This is a genomic window from Sphingomonas sp. GC_Shp_6 (assembly GCF_026540835.1).
GTDB lineage: Bacteria > Pseudomonadota > Alphaproteobacteria > Sphingomonadales > Sphingomonadaceae > Sphingomonas.
Genome location: NZ_JALNUO010000011.1, coordinates 24582 through 46552, shown reverse-complemented (window position 1 = coordinate 46552; position 21971 = coordinate 24582). Strand labels below are relative to the sequence as shown.

The window sequence follows — 21971 nt, the reverse complement described above, 5'->3', positions numbered from 1 at the left end:
GAGACGCTGCCCCGGCGAAGAGCGCCGGCGGTATCTCTAAAATGCCACAGCGCCGCGGGACCGGAGTCGACCGCAGCGCGTCGCAGCCCTTTAGGCGAGCTTGATCTCGACGTCAACGCCCGCGGCGAGGTCGAGCTTCATGAGCGCGTCCACGGTCTGCGGGGTCGGCTGGACGATGTCGAGCATGCGCTTGTAGGTACGGACCTCGAACTGCTCGCGCGACTTCTTGTCGATGTGCGGGCCACGGTTGACCGTGAACTTCTCGATGCGCGTGGGCAGCGGGATCGGACCGCGGATAAGGGCACCCGTGCGACGGGCGGTGTCGGCGATGTCGCCGGTCGCCTGATCGAGCACGCGATGATCGAACGCCTTCAGACGAATGCGGATGTTGCTGTCCATGGATCCCTACCGATGCGAAAGAGCGGGCGCCTCCCCGATCGGCGATGCCGACGACGAAGGAGCCAGAAACTCGTGATGCTTACATTAAAAGCGAAGGGTCGACACCGGTTGCCCGATGCCGACCCCCCGACAGGCTTGCGCCTATATTACTTGGAAATGCCGCTGACAACCCCTGCGCCGACGGTACGACCGCCTTCGCGGATCGTGAAGCGCTGGCCCACGTCCATGGCGATCGGCGCGATCAGCTTGATGCCGAGTGCGACGTTGTCGCCCGGCATCACCATCTCGGTGCCCTCGGGCAGCTCGACCGTGCCGGTGACGTCCGTGGTGCGGAAGTAGAACTGCGGACGATAGTTGGCGAAGAACGGCGTGTGACGGCCACCCTCGTCCTTCGACAGCACGTACACTTCCGACTGGAAGTCGGTGTGCGGCTTGATCGTGCCGGGCTTGCAGAGCACTTGGCCACGCTCGACCTCGTCACGGGCAACGCCGCGGATCAGTGCGCCGACGTTATCGCCGGCCTGGCCCTGATCGAGCAGCTTGCGGAACATCTCGACGCCCGTGACCGTGGTCTTGCGGACGGTCGGGTGGATACCGACGATCTCGACTTCCTCGCCGACCTTGACGATGCCGGTTTCGACGCGGCCGGTGACGACCGTGCCGCGACCCGAGATCGAGAACACGTCCTCGATCGGCATCATGAACGGCTTGTCGAGCGGACGCTCGGGCTGGGGGATGTACTCGTCGACCTGCTTCATCAGCTCGAGCACGGCTTCCTTGCCGAACGTGTCGTTCGAACCCGAGAGCGCGCAGGTGGCCGAACCCTTGACGATCGGAATATCGTCGCCCGGGAAGTCGTACGAGCTGAGCAGCTCGCGGATTTCCAGCTCGACCAGCTCGAGGATTTCCTCGTCGTCGACCAGATCGACCTTGTTCATGAACACGACCATCGCGGGCACGCCGACCTGGCGGGCGAGGAGGATGTGCTCGCGGGTCTGCGGCATCGGGCCATCGGTGGCCGACACGACCAGGATCGCGCCGTCCATCTGCGCGGCGCCGGTGATCATGTTCTTCACGTAATCGGCGTGGCCCGGGCAATCGACGTGCGCATAGTGGCGCGCGGTCGTCTCATACTCGACGTGTGCGGTCGAGATCGTGATGCCGCGCTCGCGCTCTTCCGGCGCCTTGTCGATGTTAGCGAAATCGACGGCGGTGCCGCCGGTCGTCTCGGCCAGCACCTTGGTGATAGCGGCCGTCAGCGAGGTCTTGCCATGATCGACGTGGCCGATCGTGCCGATGTTGAGGTGCGGCTTGTTCCGCTCGAATTTTGCCTTGGCCATGATGTCCTACCTTCTGAGTCGAATGTCGGTGCCGCTTAGGGGCTCACGCGAACGCGGCCCAATAGCGGGTGATGATGGGGAACGCCAGCCCTTCGCGATTTTGCCGTGAAGGGCGGCTTTGGACGGATCGGGACCGAGTCGCCTCGGCCCCGATCGCCCTGAGCTTACGCCAGCTTCGCCTTGACCTCGTCCGCCACGTTCTGCGGAACTTCGTCGTAATGCGAGAACTGCATCGAGTATTGCGCGCGCCCCTGGGTGAACGAGCGAAGCGAGTTCACATAGCCGAACATGTTGGCCAGCGGCACCATCGCCTCGACCGTCTGCGCGTTACCGCGGCTGTCAGTACCCTGGATCTGGCCGCGGCGGCTGTTCATGTCGCCGATGACGTCGCCCAGATAATCCTCCGGAGTGACGACCTCGACCTTCATGACGGGCTCGAGCAGCGTGATGCCCGACTTCTGCGCCACTTCACGCATCGCGCCACGCGCACAGATTTCGAACGCCAGCGCAGACGAGTCGACGTCGTGGTACGCGCCGTCATACAGCACGATCTCGAAGTCGATGATCGGGAAGCCGACCAGCGAACCGGTCGCCGCAGTTTCGCGGAAGCCCTTCTCGATCGCAGGCAGATACTCCTTGGGAATATTGCCGCCCTTGATCTCATCCTTGAAGATGATGCCCGAACCGCGCTCGCCCGGCGTGACCTTGACCTTCACGCGGCCGAACTGGCCCGTGCCGCCCGACTGCTTCTTGTGGGTGTAGTCGACGTCCACAGGCTTCTTCAGATACTCGCGATACGCCACCTGCGGCGCGCCGACATTCGCCTCGACCTTGAATTCGCGCTTCATGCGGTCGACCAGGATCTCGAGGTGGAGCTCGCCCATCCCCTTGATGATGGTCTGACCGGATTCGGCATCCGACGACACGCGAAACGACGGATCCTCGCGGGCGAGACGATTGAGCGCGACGCCCATCTTCTCCTGGTCGGCCTTGGTCTTGGGCTCGACCGAGAGCTCGATCACGGGCTCCGGGAATTCCATGCGCTCGAGGATGATCGGCGCGTTCATCGCGCAAAGCGTGTCGCCCGTGGTCGTGTCCTTGAGACCCGCCAGCGCGACGATGTCGCCGGCGAATGCCTCCTGGATGTCCTCGCGGCTGTTCGCATGCATCAGCAGCATGCGACCGACCTTTTCCTTCTTGTCCTTGACCGAGTTGGTCACCTGGCTCGCCGTCTCCAGCTTGCCCGAATAGATGCGCGCAAAGGTCAGCGTGCCGACGAAGGGATCGTTCATGATCTTGAACGCCAGCGCCGAGAACGGCACGTCGTCCGACGAGGGACGCTCGTCCGGCGTGACGCCGTCGAGCTTCAGACCCTGGATCGCGGGAACGTCGAGCGGGCTCGGGAGATAGTCGACCACGGCGTCGAGCAGGGGCTGGACGCCCTTGTTCTTGAACGCGGAGCCGCACACCACCGGCACGAACGCCATGCTGAGCGTAGCCTTGCGGATCAGCTTCTTCAGGTCCGCGACGCTCGGCTCATTGCCTTCGAGATAGGCCTCCATCAGGGCATCGTCCTGCTCGACGGCCATTTCGATCAGGTCGCTGCGATACTTGGCGGCCTTGTCGGCCATGTCCGCCGGGATGTCCTGGAATTCGAACTTCGCGCCGAGGCTCTCTTCGAGCCAGATGATCGCACGATTCTCGACGAGATCGACGAGACCCTTGAAGCCGCCCTCGATGCCGATCGGCAGATACAGCACCGCCGGCCGCGCGCCCAGGCGCTCGATGATCGAATTCACGCAAAAGTAGAAATCGGCACCGGTGCGATCGAGCTTGTTGATAAAGCACATCCGCGGAACGCCATACTTGTCGGCCTGACGCCACACCGTCTCCGACTGGGGCTCGACGCCGGCGACGCCGTCGAAACAGGCGACCGCACCATCGAGCACGCGCAGCGATCGCTCGACCTCGATCGTAAAATCGACGTGTCCGGGCGTGTCGATGATGTTGATAAGGTGCTCTTCGCCCTTACCCTCTTCGGCGCGCCACTTGCAGGTGGTCGCAGCCGACGTGATGGTGATCCCGCGCTCCTGCTCCTGCTCCATCCAGTCCATCGTCGCGGTGCCTTCGTGCACTTCGCCGATCTTGTAGGACTTGCCGGTGTAATACAGGATTCGCTCGGTCGTCGTCGTCTTGCCGGCATCGATATGTGCCATGATGCCGATATTGCGGTAACGGTCGAGCGGATGGCTGCGGGCCATGATCGTGCTTCCTTGAAGATATGGGGAGCAGGCCTGACGGCCGGCTCCCCAATATATAGGTGGTTAAGCTACCGGTGAAAAGCCACCAGCGGCCCGGTTACCAGCGGTAGTGCGAGAAGGCGCGGTTCGCTTCCGCCATGCGGTGCGTGTCTTCGCGCTTCTTCACCGCGTTGCCGCGGTTGTTGGCGGCGTCCATCAGCTCGCCCGACAGCCGTGCGGCCATCGTGTTCTCGCTGCGGGCACGCGCCGCCGAGATCAGCCAGCGGATCGCCAGCGCCTGAGCGCGCTCGGGACGCACCTCGACGGGCACCTGATAGGTGGCACCGCCGACGCGACGCGAGCGGACCTCGATGCCGGGCTTGATGTTGTTCAGCGCGTCGTGGAACACGCCGAGCGGCTCGCGCTTGGCGCGGGTCTCGACGGTTTCCATCGCACCATAGACGATCAGTTCGGCGACCGACTTCTTGCCGTCATACATGACGGAGTTCATGAACTTGGAGAGAACCTCATCACCAAAACGGGGATCAGGCAGGATTTCCCGCTTTTCGGGACGACGACGACGAGCCATGCTGGGCTAACCTTTCAAATCAGCTGGAAGAACGGGAGCGGCTTACTTGGGCCGCTTCGCACCGTACTTGGAACGCGACTGGCGCCGGTCCTTCACACCCTGTGTATCGAGCACACCGCGCAGGACGTGGTAGCGGACGCCGGGAAGATCGCGGACACGGCCGCCACGGATCAGGACCACCGAGTGCTCCTGAAGATTGTGGCCCTCGCCCGGGATGTAGCTGATGACTTCGCGCTGGTTCGTCAGGCGGACCTTGGCCACCTTGCGCAGCGCCGAGTTCGGCTTCTTCGGCGTCGTCGTATAGACACGGGTGCAAACGCCGCGCTTCTGCGGGTTCTGCTCCATCGCAGGGACCTTGGACTTGGCCTTCTGCGGTTCGCGGCCCTTGCGGACCAGCTGGTTGATCGTCGGCATTGAAGCCTTCACCTTTCCATTGGTTACTTTGCTGGAGCCACGCGGCGCCTGAGAATACAAAAAGGACCATCGGGCGTCGTTCGACTCCCTCAAGCCCTGGAATGCATCCAGCAATGTTCATGCATGTCTGGCGGGAACGGTCCCGTCGAACAGGGCGCGCCTATACGCATGCCGTCCCGATCGGTCAACTGGCGCGGCATCGGCTTAACCGCCTCGCAACCCGGCGGCGTGCAGAGGGATCGCCATGCGCATCCCCTATCCTCTTCCGCTGCCGATCACCGCTTCGAAGCGCGGCTGGACGATCGCATGCGCGATGGGTGGCGAGCGCGGCATAACGCGCCAGCCTGACACCCTGTCCACCATGGCCATACCGCTCGGGGCGCTGATCGCCATAAGCGGCTTTGTGGCAACCGGCGCGCGATCGCCGGCGATCGGCCTCTGGCCCCTCGCCGCACAGGCGCCGGACGGTGGCCGAAGCGTGTTCGCGCTGCTGGTCGCCCTGCTGGCGGGAACGCTCGCCTGGCTGACCGCGACCATCGTCGCGAAGCCCGCGTCGCCACCCGATTCGCGCTATGCACTGCGCGCCAGTCTGGCCTTGGCGCTGCTTGCGCCCGCGATGGCGCCCCTCCTTGTCCTGCCCATCGGGATCGCGATTGTCGAGCGGCGACCCGCGCTGGGCATGGCGGTCGTCGCGGCGCTCGTTCTCGCGATCGGGGACCGACCCGTCTACGCCACGCTGGCGTTGATCGCGGCAGGTGCGACGCTCATTCCGCCCCCCGCACCGGTCGCGGCCAACGACAATGGCCGGATACGCCCCCTGCCCTACCGTCCCTGGCGCCCCTTCAACACGCCGAGCAGCGCGGCATCGAACCGCGCGGGATCCTCGACCTGAGGCGCATGGCCCAGTCCGTCGAGCGGCATGACGACGGCGTTCTTCATCTGCCGCGCCGCATCGGGCGCGATCAACGGGATGGCCAGTAGGAAACGCCGGAGCGTCGGCGGCGTCTGCGCGCGCCCGAACGCGGTGCGGTCGAGCGTTCCGATCAGCAACGTGGTGGGCGGCGCGATCCGGCCGAGCTCGTGCGCGACCGGCTGCGTCTTCACCATCTCGCTGGTTTTCGCCTGGGCCAGCGCCACCATGTCGCGTCCGGCACCCGCATACATGCCGGCCAGCATCCACACCCAGCGATCATAGGCCGGCTTCCAGGTGCCGTGATAGTAATTCTCCTGCTGATACGCCTTGATGGAGGCATAGCTCGTCCGGCGCTCGCCCGCCCAGAGCGTGTCGACATCGACATAGGGCAGCCCCTCTTCCGAACGGTCCTTCAGCCCGAGCGGGTTGACGAGCACGAGTCGCTCGACCGCATCCGGAAAGAGGATGGCGTAGCGCATCGCGAGCATGCCGCCGAACGAATGGCCGACGATCGTGGCGCGCGTTACCCCCCGCGATTCGAGCAGCCGGTGGGTAAGCGTCGCCAGCAGTTCGAAGCTGTATTGCGCCGCCCGCGGCTTGGACGATTTGCAGAAGCCCAGCTGGTCGGGCACGATCACCCGGTAGCCCGCATCGGTGAGCGAGCGGACGCTATGCTCCCAGGTGGCGCCGCAGAAATTCTTGCCGTGCAGCAGCACGACGGTGCGGCCGTTCGGCCGTGCCGCCGCCACGTCCATGAACGCCATCTGCACTGGCGCCCCCACCACGTCGACGGTCATCGTCTGGACGGGCCAGGGATAGGTGAAACGCTCCAGCATCGGGCCGAAATCGGGGCTCGCGGCCGGGGTGTCGGCGCCGGCCAGCAGGGCGGCCAGGGGAAGCGCCAGGACGGCGAGCAAGAAAGAACGTGGCATGATCGCCCGATGATCGATTCGCAGGCGAAACGCTAGTCTTTCATATTGCCCGCGGCATCGTCCGGCGTTATGGGCAGCCCCGCACAGGGGTGTAGCTCAGTTGGTTAGAGCGTCGGTCTCCAAAACCGAAGGCCCTCGGTTCGAGTCCGAGCTCCCCTGCCACCGCCGCTGCCGGCGCTCCGCACCCCCTTGCCTTCCCTGGCGTGCGAAGCTAGATGCGCAAACCATCCGATAGCGAGGACGGCCTAGCGCCTCCGCCCAAGAGGGCGGCGGGGCGGGGTTCCATGCTCGATATCCTCATCCGTTTGGCGGGCTCACAGACACGTGGCGAAGACGACACCCCTCGAATTCATCCAGCAGGTTCGCGCCGAAACCGCGAAGGTCGTCTGGCCGACGCGGCGCGAGACGGTGATGACCGGCGTGATGGTTGTCGTGATGACGACGATCCTGGCCGTGTTCTTCCTCGGTGTGGACACGATCTTCGAAGCGATCGTCGCCGCGCTGCTCAAGCTGGCCCAGTAGAAAAGGTTCCCATGGCGCGCTGGTACATCATTCACGCCTATTCGGGTTTCGAAGGCAAGGTTCGCGACCAGATCATGGCCGACGCGACGCGGCTCGGCCTCGACCAGCTGGTCGAGCAGATCGAAGTGCCCACCGAAACGATCACCGAGGCCCGTCGCGGCAAGAAGATCGCGGTCGAGCGCAAGTTCATGCCGGGCTATGTCCTCGCCAAGCTGAACATGAACGACGATGTCTATCACCTAGTAAAGAACACGCCCAAGGTGACGGGCTTTCTCGGCAGCATGGGCAAGCCACAGGCGATCAGCGAAGCCGAAGCCGCGCGGATGCTGAATTCCAAGGAAGAGGCGGCCGCCGCACCCAAGCACAAGGTGAAGGTGGATTACGAGATCGGCGACGCCGTGAAGGTGCTCGACGGCCCGTTCGCGAGCTTCAACGGCACCGTGGAGGAACTTGATTTCGACCGCAGCCGCGTGAAGGTTTCGGTCAGCATCTTCGGTCGTGCCACCCCGGTCGAGCTCGAATTCGAGCAGGTCGAGCGCAGCAAGTAAGGCGCGGCCTGAGCGGTCAGGTCAGCAGGCGTACCCCCAATCAAACGGCGGGCGGCTTTACAGCCGCTCGCCGTTCAGCTATCGGCCGCCGCTCCCCAAGCAGACGCTGACGGAAAAACATCGCGGGAGGGCGTGCCGTCGGCGTGCCCGTTCGAACCGCTCGACTTGATCGGGGCATCGCCCCTCGAAAGAGAGTGACATGGCAAAGAAGATTACGGGTTACATCAACCTCCAGGTGCCGGCCGGCGACGCCAAGCCCGCACCGCCGATCGGCCCCGCACTGGGTCAGCGCGGCGTGAACATCATGGAGTTCTGCAAGGCGTTCAACGCGAGCACCACCGAGCTGACCAAGGGAACGCCGATCCCCACGCGGATCACGGTCTATGCCGATCGCAGCTTTTCGTTCGAGACGAAGTCGCCGCCGGCCTCGTTCCTCATCAAGCAGGCCGCCGGCCTGAAGTCGGGCTCCAAGGAGCCGGGCAAGGTGTCGGCGGGCACGATCGCGCGCAGCAAGCTGAGCGAGATCGCCCAGGCCAAGATGAAGGACCTGAACGCCAACGATATCGAGGCCGCGACCAAGATCATCGAAGGCAGCGCCCGCGCGATGGGCCTCGAAGTGACGGAGGGCTGATCCCATGGCCAAGCTGACCAAGAAGCAGAAGACGATCACCGTGGACTCGCTGAAGCTTCACGGCGTCGACGAGGCGATCGCGCTGGCGCGTTCGGGCGCCACGTCGAAGTTCGACGAGACGATCGAAGTGGCGCTGAACCTAGGCGTCGATCCCCGCCATGCGGACCAGATGGTGCGCGGCGTGGTCAACCTGCCCAAGGGCACCGGCAAGACCGTCCGCGTCGGCGTGTTCGCCCGCGGCGCGAAGGCGGAGGAGGCGCTGGCCGCCGGTGCCGACGTCGTGGGGGCCGAGGACCTGATGGAGACCATCCAGGGTGGCACGATCGATTTCGACCGCTGCATCGCGACGCCCGACATGATGGGCATCGTCGGGCGTCTCGGCAAGGTGCTGGGCCCCAAGGGCCTGATGCCGAACCCGAAGCTCGGCACGGTGACGATGAACGTCGCGCAGGCGGTCAAGGACGCCAAGGGCGGCCAGATCGAATATCGCGTCGAGAAGGCCGGCATCATCCATTCGGGCATCGGCAAGGCGAGCTTCCCGGCCGAGGATCTGCGCGCGAATTTCGACGCGCTGGTCGATGCGGTGGTGAAGGCCAAGCCGTCGGGCGCGAAGGGCAAATATGTCCGCAAGGTCGCGATCTCGTCGACGATGGGCGCGGGCATCAAGGTCGACACGACCGAGGTCGCCGGCGCCTAAGCCGCGACGATCGACAGGATCGACGAATGAGGGCCGGGAGCGATCCCGGCCCTTTTTCGTAAGTTACGCCGCCACCTTCACGCAAAATTAGCCACTGCGATCTACCGGTCTCCGCAGGGAGACGTGTGATGGCATCGGCAGCACAGCGATCGGGCAAGCCGCGGCGCGGCTGGCGCAGCATCGTACCCGCGCACGACGGCGCCACGATCATCGAATTCGCGCTGGTGGTGACACCCTTTTTCGCGGTTCTGATGGCCATTCTCCAGACCAGCCTGATCTATTTCAGCCAGGAGGCGCTCGAGACGAGCGTCGAAGCCGCCGCACGCAGCGTCGTCACCGGAAAGGCGCAGGCCGCCGACGCGACCGGTTCCAGCAGCGGCATGAGCCCAGCGCAGCTCCAGACCCGGTTCCGCAACGCCGCATGCGCGACGCTGCCCGGCTATATGTCGTGCGCCAAGCTGCTGGTTGACGTGCGCAGCGCGACCAGCTGGAACGCCATGGACACCAGTATGCCGACGATCACGTTCGATGCGAACGGCAACCCCAACAACACGCTCAGCTACAGCCTCGGCAGCCAGGGCGCCGTCGTGCTCGTGCGGCTCATGTATCTCTGGCCGATCCAGGCGGCGCCGATGCAGCTGGGGCTCGTCAACGTGGGCAACGGCCAGCGACTGATCGTCGCCACCTCGGTCGCCAAGACGGAGAGCTATTCGTGACGTCGCGCAAGCTCGCCACAGACACGCGCGGCCTCGCGCTCATCGAATTCGCGATCGTCCTGCCGATCCTGCTGACGCTTTATCTCGGTGGGTTCCAGCTGGGCGATGGCATCGCATGCAGCCGCAAGATCACTATCGCAACGCGCGCGATCGCCGATCTGATCGCACAGAACCAATCGGGCTCGACGACCGCCAGCGAAGTGGACAGCAACCTGTCCGCCGCGACGCAGGTGCTCGCCCCCTACGCGGCCAGCAATGCGGTCATCCGGATCACCGAGGTCGGCACCGACTATAATCTGAGGACAACGGTCCAGTGGAGCCGGGCGGCCAACGGCACGGCCTACAAACCCGGTTCCGTCGCCACGATCCCGCTCGCGATGCGGATACCGGGCACATACTTCCTGTTCGCCGAAACCTCCTATGCCTACACGCCGTCGGTCAATTTCGGTTTCGTCAACGCCATGAACCTGTCGGATTCGCTGTACATGCTGCCGCGCAATTCCAACAGCATCACTTGCCCGGATTGCTGAAGATGACGATCATGCGCCCGCTCCTCCATCTGGCGAAGCGGCTGCGGCACGATCGCCGCGGCAACGTCTTCATGATCTTCGCCTTCGCGCTCATCCCGCTGACGTTCGCCACGGGCATGGGCATCGATTACGCCCGCGCGATGAAATCGCAGACCAAGCTCAACGCGGTCGCCGATGCCGCTGCGCTGGTGGCGGTCAGCAAGACGGTGATGAGCTTGGATGACAACAGCGCCGCGGGTTACGCCACCCAGATGTTCCAGATCCAGAGCCAGAGCGTTCTCAACAACGGCTCGGTCAAGCTGACAAGCCTGTCGACCAGCGCACCGACGGATTCGACCGGCCGTCGCACCGCGACCGTCAGCTATGTCGCCACGTCGTCGAACATCTTCGCCAATATTCTGGGCTTGCCGTTGCTGACCATCCACGGCACCTCCCAGACCACCAACGCCACCGCGCCCAACATCGATTTCTACATGCTGCTCGACGTATCAGGATCGATGGCGCTTCCCACCACGACGGCCGGGCTGAGTAAGGTGGGCGCGAGCAACGGCAACGGATGCCAGTTCGCCTGCCATTCGACGAACGATCTGAAGGGGAAGGATGCGAACGGCAACATGCAGGATCTGTATGGCGTGGCCAAATCCTACGGCCTCACACTGCGCATCGACGACGAAGGCACCGCCGTCTCGAAGCTGACGGCGGATGCGCAGAGCACGTCGAGCAAAAACGGCGCGAACTACCGGATGGCGATCCATTCGTTTCATGGCGCCGGCGGATTTTCGATGATTCAGTCGCTCACGGCCAATCTGTCCTTGGCCGCGACCACGACGACCAACCTGAAGCCGAGCAATTACTACAGCAACGGTTGCCCGACCCAAGCCTGCAAGAACACCGATGTCGGCTATAACGATCAGGACACGGGCAGCAGCGACGCCTTCGACCAGATGAACAAAGTCATCAACCCGTCGCCGGGAACGGGGCTGAACGGCGCTCAACCCCAAGCCATCATGTTCCTCATCACGGACGGCATGCGTGACGAGTCCCGCCCCGGCGGCCGTCCGGAAATCGGGTTCGACACTGCCAAGTGCACCACGATCAAGAGCCGGGGAATTCGGATCGCGGTTCTCTATACCGAATATCTTCCCCAGGCGCTGGCCAACGACAGCTGGTCGCAGGCCAACGTCGCGCCCTATCTCAACCAGATCGAACCCGCGCTTCAGGCCTGCGCGTCGCCCGGGCTCTATACCAAGGTGTCGACCGATCAGGATATCTACACCGCGCTCGACACGCTGTTCCAGAACGCCGTCGCGACCGCCCGAATTTCGGGGTGATGCGGCGCCGGGCAGCCGCCTCCAATCAGCGCTCGAGCAAGACCGCGTGGGAGCGCGCGGCAACCGCATCCTGCATCCGCGGCGGGACATCGAGCCAGAAGGGCGCGAGCTTGGACGAATCCACGCGCTCCACGCCCACCGCGAATGCCTGCACCGTCTGGCCGAGGCCCCCGTGTCCCGCCGCATAGATCACGTTCAACGCGGCGAGGGGGATGAACATGGGGCGACCGTTCGCGCTCAGCGCCTCGATCGCGTCGCGCGGCAGCGCCATGACGATCCGAAGCCGACGCTCCTCGCCTGGGGCCAGGGCGAAGGTCGGCGCGGTCGGACGTGCGATCGGCTCGGCCGCAAACCCGCTCACCGCCGCCTCTTGCCCCGAGGATGCACTGAGCAACTGGGCCCTCAGGCGGATATCGGTGGCGGGAGCGTCGCCCCGGTTCGTCACGGTCACCTCGCAGTCGACGGTCGCGCTCAGCATGTTGAGCCCCGCGCGCGTCGGCCGCAACGCAAGCGCGAGCCTGCCGCGCGGGACGATCGGCGTGAGCGGCGCCACGGCCACCGCATCCGAGCCGCCCTCACCGGTTTCCGCCTTCGCCCCGCGGCGCCGCGACCACAGCCCCGCCCCGCCTAGCGCAACCGCCAGCGCGCCGACACCGGCCAGCCATGGCCATGGCCATGCCACCTGCTGCGGTGACGCAGGCGGTAGCGGCGTGATGCCCGGCGTCGGCATTGGCGTCGGCGTCGCGACGGCAGCAGGCTGTGCTGCCGCGGCGGACGACGGCGTCGGAACCGGTGCCGGCGTGGACGTCGGGGGGACATCGGGGGTCGGGGTGGCACGCGGCGTCGGCGTGGCACGGGGGGATGGCGCGGCACGGGGGGATGGCGCGGGCTTGGGCGTGGCGGTCGCCCGCCGCTGAGGCGTTGGCGTGATCGCCGGCAGCGACAAGGGCGATGCGAGCGGCACCGGCGTCGCATAGGGCGTCGGGCTCGCCTGGGGTTGGGACGGCGTGAGGCTGAAATTGCCGAGATTGGGTATGGTCCGCACGACGTCCTGCGCGCCGGCCCGTCCGCCAAGTGCCGCCAACGCCACGGCGAGGATTGGCGCGGCCGATACCGCACGGCGCCTCTCGAATGTCATGATCGCGAATTCCCTGATGATCGTTTCTGCGGCCACGGCGCGACCAGTGGTGCAAGCCGGGTTGCGACGAGCCGCGCCGTGGCGGCGGTGAAGCACGCACGGGGCGCTACCAGCAGATGCCCGCGTTTGACAGCCGGCAACACGGCACCTATATCGCTGGCTCGCCACAGCATCCGGGAAATGAGCGGCCGTCGCGCAGCCGATCGATCGAATGGGATGCCGGGGTTTCCGGACGCCGAACGCCGCCGCATCCCGTATGCGAGCGGCTTTTCGGCGTCTTCGCACGCCCCGCCCCGGAGGTCTCCGGGCAGAGATTAGACGGCTGACGAGGCAAAACGATCCTATGGCTACCAAGGCAATCGAAAGCGGGACCGCGCGGCGCCCCGAGCAGAGCACGGCCAAGCGCCGCATCCGCAAGGTGTTCGGCAACATCCACGAAGTCGTGCAGATGCCGAACCTGATCGAGGTCCAGCGCGAGAGCTACGAACAGTTTCTCCGCTCCGACAAGTCGATCGGCCATGTCTCGGGCCTCGAAAAGACGCTGCGCAGCGTGTTCCCGATCCAAGATTTCGCCGGCACCGCCTATCTCGACTTCGACGATTACGTGCTCGAGCCGCCGAAGTTCGATGTCGAGGAATGCCGTCAGCGTGGCATCACCTACGCCGCGCCGATGCGCGTCACCCTGCGCCTGACCGCGTTCGAGGTTGATCCGGATACCGAGGCCAAGTCGGTCATCGATATCAAGGAGCAGGACGTCTACATGGGCGACATGCCGCTCATGACCGAGAACGGCACGTTCTTCATCAACGGCACCGAGCGCGTGATCGTCAGCCAGATGCACCGCTCGCCGGGCGTGTTATTCGATCACGATCGCGGCAAGACCCACGCGTCGGGCAAGTATCTCTTCGCCGCGCGCGTCATCCCCTATCGCGGTTCGTGGCTCGATTTCGAGTTCGACGCCAAGGACATCGTCAACGTCCGCATCGACCGCAAGCGCAAGCTGCCGGTGACGGCGCTGCTCTATGCGCTCGGCATGACGGGCGAGGATATCCTCAACGAATTCTACAACCGCGTCACCTATGTGCGCGGCCAGGGCGGCTGGATCATCCCGTTCGCCGCCGAAAACTGGCGCGGTGTGAAGCCGCTGTTCGACATCGTCGATGCGAAGTCGGGCGAGGTCGTGTTCGCGGCCGGCCAGAAGATCAGCCCGCGCGCCGCCAACAAGTCGGCCAAGGACGGGCTGACCGACCTGTTGATCCCGACCGAGGAGATCTATGGTCGCTATTCGGCCTATGACCTCATCAACGAGCAGACCGGCGAGATCTATGTCGAGGCCGGCGACGAGATCGGCCAGGAGAATCTCGAACTGCTTGACAAGGCCGGGATCGACCGGATCGAGCTGCTCGACATCGACCACGTTTCGACCGGTGCATGGATCCGCAACACGCTGAAGGTGGACAAGGCCGAGGAGCGCGAGCAGGCGCTCTCCGACATCTACCGCGTGATGCGCCCCGGCGAGCCGCCGACGCTCGAGACGGCCGAGGCGCTGTTCGCCGGCCTGTTCTTCGATCCGGACCGCTACGACCTTTCGGCGGTGGGCCGCGTGAAGCTCAACATGCGCCTCGACCTCGATGCCGAGGATACGGTGACGACGCTTCGCACCGAAGATATCCTTGCGGTGGTGAAGACGCTCGTCGGCCTGAAGGACGGCAAGGGCGAGATCGACGACATCGACAATCTCGGCAACCGCCGCGTGCGTTCGGTGGGCGAGCTGCTGGAGAACCAGTATCGCGTCGGGCTGCTGCGCATGGAGCGCGCCGTGAAGGAGCGTATGTCGTCGGTCGACGTGTCCACCGTGATGCCGAACGATCTCATCAACGCGAAGCCGGCAGTTGCCGCGGTTCGTGAGTTCTTCGGCTCGTCGCAGCTCTCGCAGTTCATGGACCAGACCAATCCGCTGTCCGAAGTGACGCACAAGCGTCGCGTTTCGGCGCTCGGGCCGGGCGGTCTGACGCGTGAGCGTGCGGGCTTCGAGGTGCGCGACGTGCATCCGACGCATTATGGCCGCATCTGCCCGATCGAAACGCCGGAAGGTCCGAACATCGGTCTCATCAACTCGCTGGCCTCGTTCAGCCGCGTCAACAAATATGGCTTCATCGAGACGCCGTACCGCAAGGTCGTGGACCACAAGGTCACCGACGACGTGGTGTATCTGTCGGCGATGGAAGAGGCCAAGCACACGATCGCGCAGGCCAACGCTGAGCTGACCGCCGATGGCGGCTTTGCCGAGGAACTGGTTTCGTCGCGTCAGGCGGGCGAATTCCTGATGGCGCTGCCCGACAACATCACGCTGATGGACGTTTCGCCCAAGCAGCTCGTCTCGGTCGCCGCATCGCTCATTCCGTTCCTGGAAAACGATGACGCCAACCGCGCGCTGATGGGTTCGAACATGCAGCGTCAGGCGGTGCCGCTCGTCCAGGCCGAGGCGCCGTTCGTCGGCACGGGCATGGAAGAAACGGTGGCGCGCGATTCGGGTGCGGCGATCGGCGCCAAGCGCGCCGGCATCGTCGACCAGGTCGATGCCGCGCGCATCGTGATCCGCGCCACCGGCGAGGTCGATGCGGGCAAGTCGGGCGTGGACATCTACACGCTGATGAAGTTCCAGCGTTCGAACCAGTCGACCTGCATCAACCAGCGCCCGCTGGTGAAGGTGGGTGACGTGGTCGCGGCCGGCGACATCATCGCCGATGGTCCCTCGACCGAGTTCGGCGAGCTGGCGCTGGGGCGCAACGCGCTCGTCGCGTTCATGCCGTGGAACGGCTACAACTACGAGGACTCGATCCTCATCAGCGAGCGGATCGTGAAGGACGACGTGTTCACGTCGATCCATATCGACGAGTTCGAGGTGATGGCCCGCGACACCAAGCTCGGGCCGGAGGACATCACGCGCGATATCCCGAACGTCGGCGAGGAGGCACTGCGCAACCTCGACGAGGCGGGCATCGTCTATGTGGGTGCTGAGGTCGAGCCGGGCGACATTCTCGCCGGCAAGATCACGCCCAAGGGCGAATCGCCGATGACGCCGGAGGAAAAGCTCCTCCGCGCGATCTTCGGTGAAAAGGCCTCGGACGTTCGCGACACCTCGCTGCGCCTGCCGCCGGGCGTTGCCGGAACGGTGGTGGACGTGCGCGTCTTCAATCGCCACGGCATCGACAAGGACGAACGCGCGATGGCGATCGAGCGCGAGGAGATCGAGCGCCTGAAGAAGGACTCGGACGACGAGCGCACCATCCTCAATCGGGCGACCTGGAGCCGCCTGCGCGAGATGCTGCTCGACCAGACCGCGACCGCGGCGCCCAAGGGCGTAAAGAAGGGCGTCGTGATCGATATGGACCTGCTGGAGAGCGTGGACCGCCATGACTGGTGGAAGTTCGCGGTCGCCGACGACAAGGTCCAGAGCGATCTGGAAGCGGTGAAGCAGCAATATGATGATGCCGCCAAGCTCATCACCGACAAGTTCCACGATCGGCGCGAGAAGCTGGAGCGTGGCGACGAGCTGCCGCCCGGCGTGCTGAAGATGGTCAAGGTGTTCGTCGCGGTGAAGCGCAAGCTGCAGCCGGGCGACAAGATGGCCGGCCGTCATGGCAACAAGGGCGTCATCAGCCGCATCCTGCCGGCGGAGGACATGCCGTTCCTCGCCGACGGTACGCCGGTCGATCTGGTGCTCAATCCGCTGGGCGTGCCATCGCGCATGAACGTCGGGCAGATCTTCGAGACGCATCTGGGCTGGGCCGCACGTGGTCTGGGCCAGCAGCTCGCGGCCCAGCTCGAGGATTGGCGCGAGGCGAACCCCGACGCCAAGCCGGGTGCGATGCCCGATGCGGTGAAGGATCGCCTCAAGACGATCTACGGCGACAACTACACCGCCGAGATCGACGCGCGCGACGGCGACGAGATCGTCGAACTGGCCGAGAACCTGAAGCGCGGCGTGCCGATGGGCACACCTGTGTTCGACGGTGCACGCGAGGCCGACGTGTCCGACATGCTGGAACTGGCGGGTCTCGACACGTCGGGCCAGTCGGATCTGTTCGACGGGCGCACCGGCGACATGTTCGATCGCAAGGTGACGGTGGGCATCATCTATATGCTGAAGCTCCACCATCTCGTGGACGACAAGATCCACGCGCGTTCGATCGGGCCGTACAGCCTCGTCACGCAGCAGCCGCTGGGTGGTAAGGCGCAGTTCGGTGGGCAGCGTTTCGGCGAAATGGAGGTCTGGGCCTTGCAGGCGTATGGCGCCGCCTACACCTTGCAGGAGATGCTGACGGTGAAGTCGGACGACGTGGTCGGCCGCACCAAGGTCTACGAGGCGATCGTCAAGGGCGACGACACGTTCGAGGCCGGCATCCCCGAGAGCTTCAACGTGCTCGTCAAGGAAATGCGCTCGCTGGGCCTGAACGTCGAGCTGACGACCGCCGAACTCGGCTATGACAGCGACGGCATCCAGATCGCGGCGGAATGAGGGAACGGGGGCGGTCGGATGGCCGCCCCCTGCCCCCGCGCGCACGGAATTTACCCCTAGAGGGAATTGAAACATGAACGAGATGACGCCCTTCGCCAATCCGGTGGCCAAGCCGGAAACCTTCGACCAGATCCAGATCGGCATCGCATCGCCGGACAAGATCCGCAGCTGGTCGTTCGGCGAGATCAAGAAGCCCGAGACCATCAACTATCGCACGTTCAAGCCCGAGCGCGACGGCCTGTTCTGCGCGCGCATCTTCGGTCCGATCAAGGATTACGAGTGCCTGTGCGGCAAGTACAAGCGCATGAAGTACAAGGGCATCGTCTGCGAGAAGTGCGGCGTCGAGGTCACCGTCTCGAAGGTGCGCCGCGAGCGGATGGGTCACATCGAGCTCGCCGCCCCCGTCGCGCACATCTGGTTCCTGAAGTCGCTGCCCTCGCGCATCGGCCTGCTGCTCGACATGCAGTTGAAGCAGCTCGAGCGCGTGCTGTATTTCGAGGCGTATATCGTCATCGAGCCGGGCATCACCGCGCTCGAGAAATATCAGCTCATGACCGAGGACGAGCTCCTCGACGCGCAGGACGAATATGGTGAGGACGCCTTCACCGCCGGGATCGGCGCCGAGGCCGTGCGCATCATGCTCCAGGATCTCGACCTGGAGGGCGAGCGCACGCAGCTGCTCGAAGAGCTGGCGACGACCAAGTCGGAGCTGAAGCCCAAGAAGATCATCAAGCGGCTGAAGGTCGTCGAGAGCTTCATCGATTCGGGCAACCGCCCCGAGTGGATGATCCTCGAGGTCGTGCCGGTCATCCCGCCCGAGCTGCGCCCGCTGGTGCCGCTGGACGGTGGCCGGTTCGCGACGTCGGATCTGAACGACCTGTACCGCCGCGTCATCAACCGCAACAACCGCCTGAAGCGGCTGATGGAGCTGCGCGCGCCGGACATCATCGTCCGCAACGAAAAGCGCATGCTGCAGGAAGCGGTGGACGCGCTGTTCGACAATGGTCGCCGCGGCCGCACGATCACGGGCGCCAACAAGCGTCCGCTGAAGTCGCTGTCCGACATGCTGAAGGGCAAGCAGGGCCGCTTCCGCCAGAATCTGCTCGGCAAGCGCGTCGACTATTCGGGTCGTTCGGTCATCGTGACCGGACCGGAGCTCAAGCTGCACCAGTGCGGCCTGCCGAAGAAGATGGCGCTCGAGCTGTTCAAGCCGTTCATCTACGCGCGCCTCGACGCCAAGGGTCTGAGCATGACGCTCAAGCAGGCGAAGAAGTGGGTCGAGAAGGAACGCAAGGAAGTCTGGGACATCCTGGACGAGGTGATCCGCGAGCATCCCGTGATGCTGAACCGTGCGCCGACGCTCCACCGTCTCGGCATCCAGGCGTTCGAGCCGGTGCTGATCGAGGGCAAGGCGATCCAGCTTCACCCGCTGGTCTGCTCGGCGTTCAACGCCGACTTCGACGGCGACCAGATGGCCGTTCACGTGCCCCTGAGCCTCGAGGCGCAGCTGGAAGCGCGCGTCCTGATGATGTCGACCAACAACATCCTGTCGCCCGCCAACGGCAAGCCGATCATCGTGCCGTCGCAGGACATGGTGCTGGGCCTGTATTATCTGTCGATGATGAAGGAAGGCGAGCCTGGCGAGGGCATGCTGATCTCCGACATGTCGGAGGTGCATCAGGCGCTCGAGGCGAAGGCGGTGACGCTGCATACCAAGATCGTCAGCCGCGTTCCGCAGACCGACGAGAAGGGCAACCAGTATCTGAAACGGTTCGAGACGACGCCGGGCCGCATGCTGCTCGGCGAGACGCTCCCGAAATCGTCGAAGGTGCCGTTCGACACCGTCAACCGCCTGCTCACCAAGAAGGACGTGGGCGACGTGATCGACGAGGTCTATCGCCACACTGGCCAGAAGGAGACCGTGCTGTTCGCCGACGCGATCATGTCGCTCGGCTTCCGTCACGCGTTCAAGGCGGGCATTTCGTTCGGCAAGGACGACATGATTATTCCGGACGCCAAGATCGCGCTCGTCGACGAGACGCGCGACCAGGTGAAGGATTATGAGCAGCAATATCAGGACGGGCTCATCACCCAGCAGGAAAAGTACAACAAGGTGATCGACGCCTGGAGCCGTTGCGGCGACCAGGTGGCGAACGCGATGATGAACGAGATCAAGGCGGTCAAGAAATACGACGACGGCCCCAACAAGGGTCGCGAGAAGCCGATCAACTCGATCTACATGATGGCGCATTCGGGTGCGCGTGGCTCGCAGGCGCAGATAAAGCAGCTTGCCGGCATGCGCGGCCTGATGGCCAAGCCGTCGGGCGAGATCATCGAGACGCCGATCATCTCGAACTTCAAGGAAGGCCTGACCGTCCTCGAATATTTCAACTCGACGCATGGTGCCCGCAAGGGCCTGGCGGATACGGCGCTCAAGACGGCGAACTCGGGTTACCTGACCCGCCGTCTGGTCGACGTTTCGCAGGATTGCACGATCGTCGAGCTGGATTGCGGCACGACGCGCGCGCTGGAGATGAAGGCGATCGTCCAGGGGGGCAGCACCATCGCCTCGCTCGGCGAGCGCATCCTGGGCCGCACCACGGCGGAGGACATTCTCGATCCCAAGACCAACGCGGTCGTCATCAAGTCGGGCACGCTGCTCGACGAGCCGATGATCGTGACGATCGAGGCGCTGAACACGCAGGCCGTCAAGATCCGCTCGCCTTTGGTGTGCGAATCGAAGATCGGCGTGTGCGGCAAGTGCTACGGGCGCGATCTCGCCCGCGGCACGCCGGTGAACATCGGCGAGGCGGTCGGCGTCATCGCGGCGCAGTCGATCGGCGAGCCGGGCACGCAGCTCACGATGCGCACCTTCCACATCGGCGGTGCGGCGCAGCTCAACGAGCAGTCGAACCTGGAAGCGCCGGTCGACGGCACGGTCCAGTTCCGCGATCTGCGTATCATCGAGGACCAGCGCGGTCGTCGCGTGGTGCTCAGCCGCTCGGGCGAGATCGCGATCGTCGACATGGACGGCCGCGAACTCTCGACGCACCGCATCCCGTACGGCGCCTATGTGCTGATGGACGACGGCCATATCCTGGCCAAGGGCGACCGGATGGCCGAGTGGGATCCGTTCACCATGCCGGTCATCACCGAGAATCCGGGTACGGTGAAGTTCGTCGATCTGATCGAGGGCAAGACGCTCACCGAGCAGACCGACGAGGCCACCGGCATCGCCCAGCGCGTCGTGACCGAATATCGTGCGGCGACCAAGTCGAAGGAGGATCTGCGTCCGCGCATCACCCTGCTCGACGACGCGTCGGGCGAAGCGGGTCGCTACATGTTGGCCGCCGGCGCCACGCTCTCGGTCGAGGACGGCGCACAGGTGCAGGGCGGCGACGTGATTGCTCGCGTCAGCCGGGAATCGGCCAAGACGCGCGACATCACGGGCGGTCTGCCGCGCGTCGCCGAATTGTTCGAAGCGCGCATCCCCAAGGACTCGGCAATCATCGCCAAGGTTTCGGGCCGCGTCGTGTTCGGCAAGGACTATAAGGCGAAGCGCAAGATCGGCATCCAGCCCGAGGATGGCGGCGAGGTCGTCGAGTATCTCGTGCCCAAGTCGAAGGTGATCGACGTTCAGGAAGGCGACTACGTCAAGCGTGGCGATAACCTGATCGGCGGCAGCCCCGATCCGCACGACATTCTGGAGACCATGGGCGTCGAGCCGCTGGCGGAATATCTGGTGAGCGAAATCCAGGAGGTCTATCGTCTTCAGGGCGTGAAGATCAACGACAAGCACATCGAGACGATCGTCCGTCAGATGCTCCAGAAGGTCGAGATCACCGATGGCGGCGACACCACGCTGCTGAAGGGCGAGCAGGTCGACCGCGAGGAGATGGACGCCACGAACGAGAAGCTGGAGAAGAACCAGACGCCGGCCCAGGGCAAGCCGGTCCTGCTCGGCATCACCAAGGCGTCGCTGCAGACCCGCAGCTTCATCTCGGCGGCTTCGTTCCAGGAGACGACGCGCGTTCTCACCGAGGCTTCGGTGCAGGGCAAGATCGACTCGCTGAACGGCCTGAAGGAGAATGTCATCGTCGGCCGGCTCATCCCGGCGGGCACGGGTGCGGGCATGAACCGCCTCCGCGTCGCCGCCTCCAGCCGCGATGCCGCACTCCGCGTGCAGCAGCGCCGCATGGCCGAAGTGTCGCTGGTGGCACCCGCCAGCGCCAAGGAAGAGCATGACGCCGAGCTGGCCCGCTCGGCCCGTGACAGCGAAGGCACCGGCAGCGATCCGCTCGCCGAGGTCGTCACCTCGGGCACCGGCACCGATGCGGATGCCGGCGAGTATCTGAACGACTGATCCGCCGGGCACTGCGGTGCCAGGATCTAGAAGCCGCCGCCCGGGATGCCGGGCGGCGGCTTTTTGTTTGCGGCTCCGCTACTCGGAAAACCAATCGCCTGATATGTTCATATTGCTAATCAATAATCCTCTTGCCGTTTATCGAT

At 64.7% G+C, this 21971-nt stretch carries 17 protein-coding genes and 1 tRNA gene; 11 read left to right on the top strand and 7 right to left on the bottom strand.

Features of this window, described 5'->3' with window-relative positions; genetic code table 11:
• Positions 1 to 90 precede the first annotated feature (90 nt).
• From rpsJ to rpsL, 5 genes are all read right to left on the bottom strand, one after another.
• Positions 91 to 399: a 30S ribosomal protein S10 gene (gene rpsJ, locus OXQ95_RS13085; protein WP_007406109.1), complete on the bottom strand. Its 309-nt coding sequence runs from the start codon at positions 397 to 399 to the stop codon at positions 91 to 93.
• A 146-nt stretch (positions 400 to 545) separates the two neighbouring features.
• Positions 546 to 1739 (bottom strand): elongation factor Tu, encoded by a 1194-nt coding sequence (gene tuf / locus OXQ95_RS13080; protein WP_242098293.1) that lies wholly within the window; start codon positions 1737 to 1739, stop codon positions 546 to 548.
• A 164-nt stretch (positions 1740 to 1903) separates the two neighbouring features.
• Positions 1904 to 4000 (bottom strand): elongation factor G, encoded by a 2097-nt coding sequence (fusA, locus tag OXQ95_RS13075; protein ID WP_267381926.1) that lies wholly within the window; start codon positions 3998 to 4000, stop codon positions 1904 to 1906.
• Between the two features lie 97 nt (positions 4001 to 4097).
• Positions 4098 to 4568: a 30S ribosomal protein S7 gene (gene rpsG, locus OXQ95_RS13070; protein ID WP_242098295.1), complete on the bottom strand. Its 471-nt coding sequence runs from the start codon at positions 4566 to 4568 to the stop codon at positions 4098 to 4100.
• Positions 4569 to 4610: 42 nt separating this feature from the next.
• Entirely contained in the window at positions 4611 to 4982 is a 372-nt protein-coding gene (rpsL, locus tag OXQ95_RS13065; protein WP_029936467.1) for a 30S ribosomal protein S12, read from the bottom strand.
• A 244-nt stretch (positions 4983 to 5226) separates the two neighbouring features.
• Here rpsL and OXQ95_RS13060 point away from each other — a divergent pair, with 244 nt between their 5' ends.
• Entirely contained in the window at positions 5227 to 5874 is a 648-nt protein-coding gene (locus tag OXQ95_RS13060; RefSeq protein ID WP_267381925.1) for a hypothetical protein, read from the top strand.
• Here the strand turns inward: OXQ95_RS13060 and OXQ95_RS13055 are convergent.
• Positions 5805 to 6827 carry an alpha/beta hydrolase gene (locus tag OXQ95_RS13055; protein ID WP_267381924.1) on the bottom strand — a complete coding sequence of 341 codons (1023 nt, stop codon included), beginning with the start codon at positions 6825 to 6827 and terminating at the stop codon, positions 5805 to 5807. The genes OXQ95_RS13060 and OXQ95_RS13055 overlap by 70 nt on opposite strands.
• Positions 6828 to 6912: 85 nt before the next feature.
• Between OXQ95_RS13055 and OXQ95_RS13050 the strand changes: the two genes are divergently transcribed.
• The 8 genes from OXQ95_RS13050 to OXQ95_RS13015 all read left to right on the top strand — a co-directional run bounded on the left by OXQ95_RS13050 (position 6913) and on the right by OXQ95_RS13015 (position 11802).
• Positions 6913 to 6989, top strand: a tRNA-Trp gene (locus tag OXQ95_RS13050).
• A gap of 162 nt (positions 6990 to 7151) precedes the next feature.
• Positions 7152 to 7349 carry a preprotein translocase subunit SecE gene (gene secE / locus OXQ95_RS13045; RefSeq protein ID WP_242098298.1) on the top strand — a complete coding sequence of 66 codons (198 nt, stop codon included), beginning with the start codon at positions 7152 to 7154 and terminating at the stop codon, positions 7347 to 7349.
• Between the two features lie 11 nt (positions 7350 to 7360).
• Positions 7361 to 7897: a transcription termination/antitermination protein NusG gene (nusG, locus tag OXQ95_RS13040; RefSeq protein WP_242098299.1), complete on the top strand. Its 537-nt coding sequence runs from the start codon at positions 7361 to 7363 to the stop codon at positions 7895 to 7897.
• A gap of 199 nt (positions 7898 to 8096) precedes the next feature.
• A complete protein-coding gene (rplK, locus tag OXQ95_RS13035; RefSeq protein ID WP_242098300.1) occupies positions 8097 to 8528 on the top strand; it encodes a 50S ribosomal protein L11 in 432 nt (143 codons plus the stop codon).
• A gap of 4 nt (positions 8529 to 8532) precedes the next feature.
• Positions 8533 to 9225: a 50S ribosomal protein L1 gene (gene rplA / locus OXQ95_RS13030; protein WP_242098301.1), complete on the top strand. Its 693-nt coding sequence runs from the start codon at positions 8533 to 8535 to the stop codon at positions 9223 to 9225.
• A gap of 128 nt (positions 9226 to 9353) precedes the next feature.
• Positions 9354 to 9941: a TadE/TadG family type IV pilus assembly protein gene (locus OXQ95_RS13025; RefSeq protein WP_267381923.1), complete on the top strand. Its 588-nt coding sequence runs from the start codon at positions 9354 to 9356 to the stop codon at positions 9939 to 9941.
• Positions 9938 to 10471: a TadE/TadG family type IV pilus assembly protein gene (locus OXQ95_RS13020; protein WP_267381922.1), complete on the top strand. Its 534-nt coding sequence runs from the start codon at positions 9938 to 9940 to the stop codon at positions 10469 to 10471. Before OXQ95_RS13025 ends, OXQ95_RS13020 begins: the two co-directional genes overlap by 4 nt.
• Before the next feature lie 11 nt (positions 10472 to 10482).
• Entirely contained in the window at positions 10483 to 11802 is a 1320-nt protein-coding gene (locus tag OXQ95_RS13015) for a pilus assembly protein TadG-related protein (RefSeq protein WP_267381921.1), read from the top strand.
• Positions 11803 to 11827: 25 nt separating this feature from the next.
• Here OXQ95_RS13015 and OXQ95_RS13010 read toward each other — a convergent pair whose 3' ends face one another.
• Positions 11828 to 12940 (bottom strand): hypothetical protein, encoded by a 1113-nt coding sequence (locus OXQ95_RS13010; RefSeq protein WP_267381920.1) that lies wholly within the window; start codon positions 12938 to 12940, stop codon positions 11828 to 11830.
• A 343-nt stretch (positions 12941 to 13283) separates the two neighbouring features.
• Here OXQ95_RS13010 and rpoB point away from each other — a divergent pair, with 343 nt between their 5' ends.
• Complete coding sequence (rpoB, locus tag OXQ95_RS13005; RefSeq protein WP_267381919.1) at positions 13284 to 17462, top strand: DNA-directed RNA polymerase subunit beta; 4179 nt, start codon at positions 13284 to 13286, stop codon at positions 17460 to 17462.
• Positions 17463 to 17535: 73 nt separating this feature from the next.
• Positions 17536 to 21825 carry a DNA-directed RNA polymerase subunit beta' gene (gene rpoC / locus OXQ95_RS13000; RefSeq protein WP_242098306.1) on the top strand — a complete coding sequence of 1430 codons (4290 nt, stop codon included), beginning with the start codon at positions 17536 to 17538 and terminating at the stop codon, positions 21823 to 21825.
• The last annotated feature ends 146 nt before the right edge of the window (positions 21826 to 21971 follow it).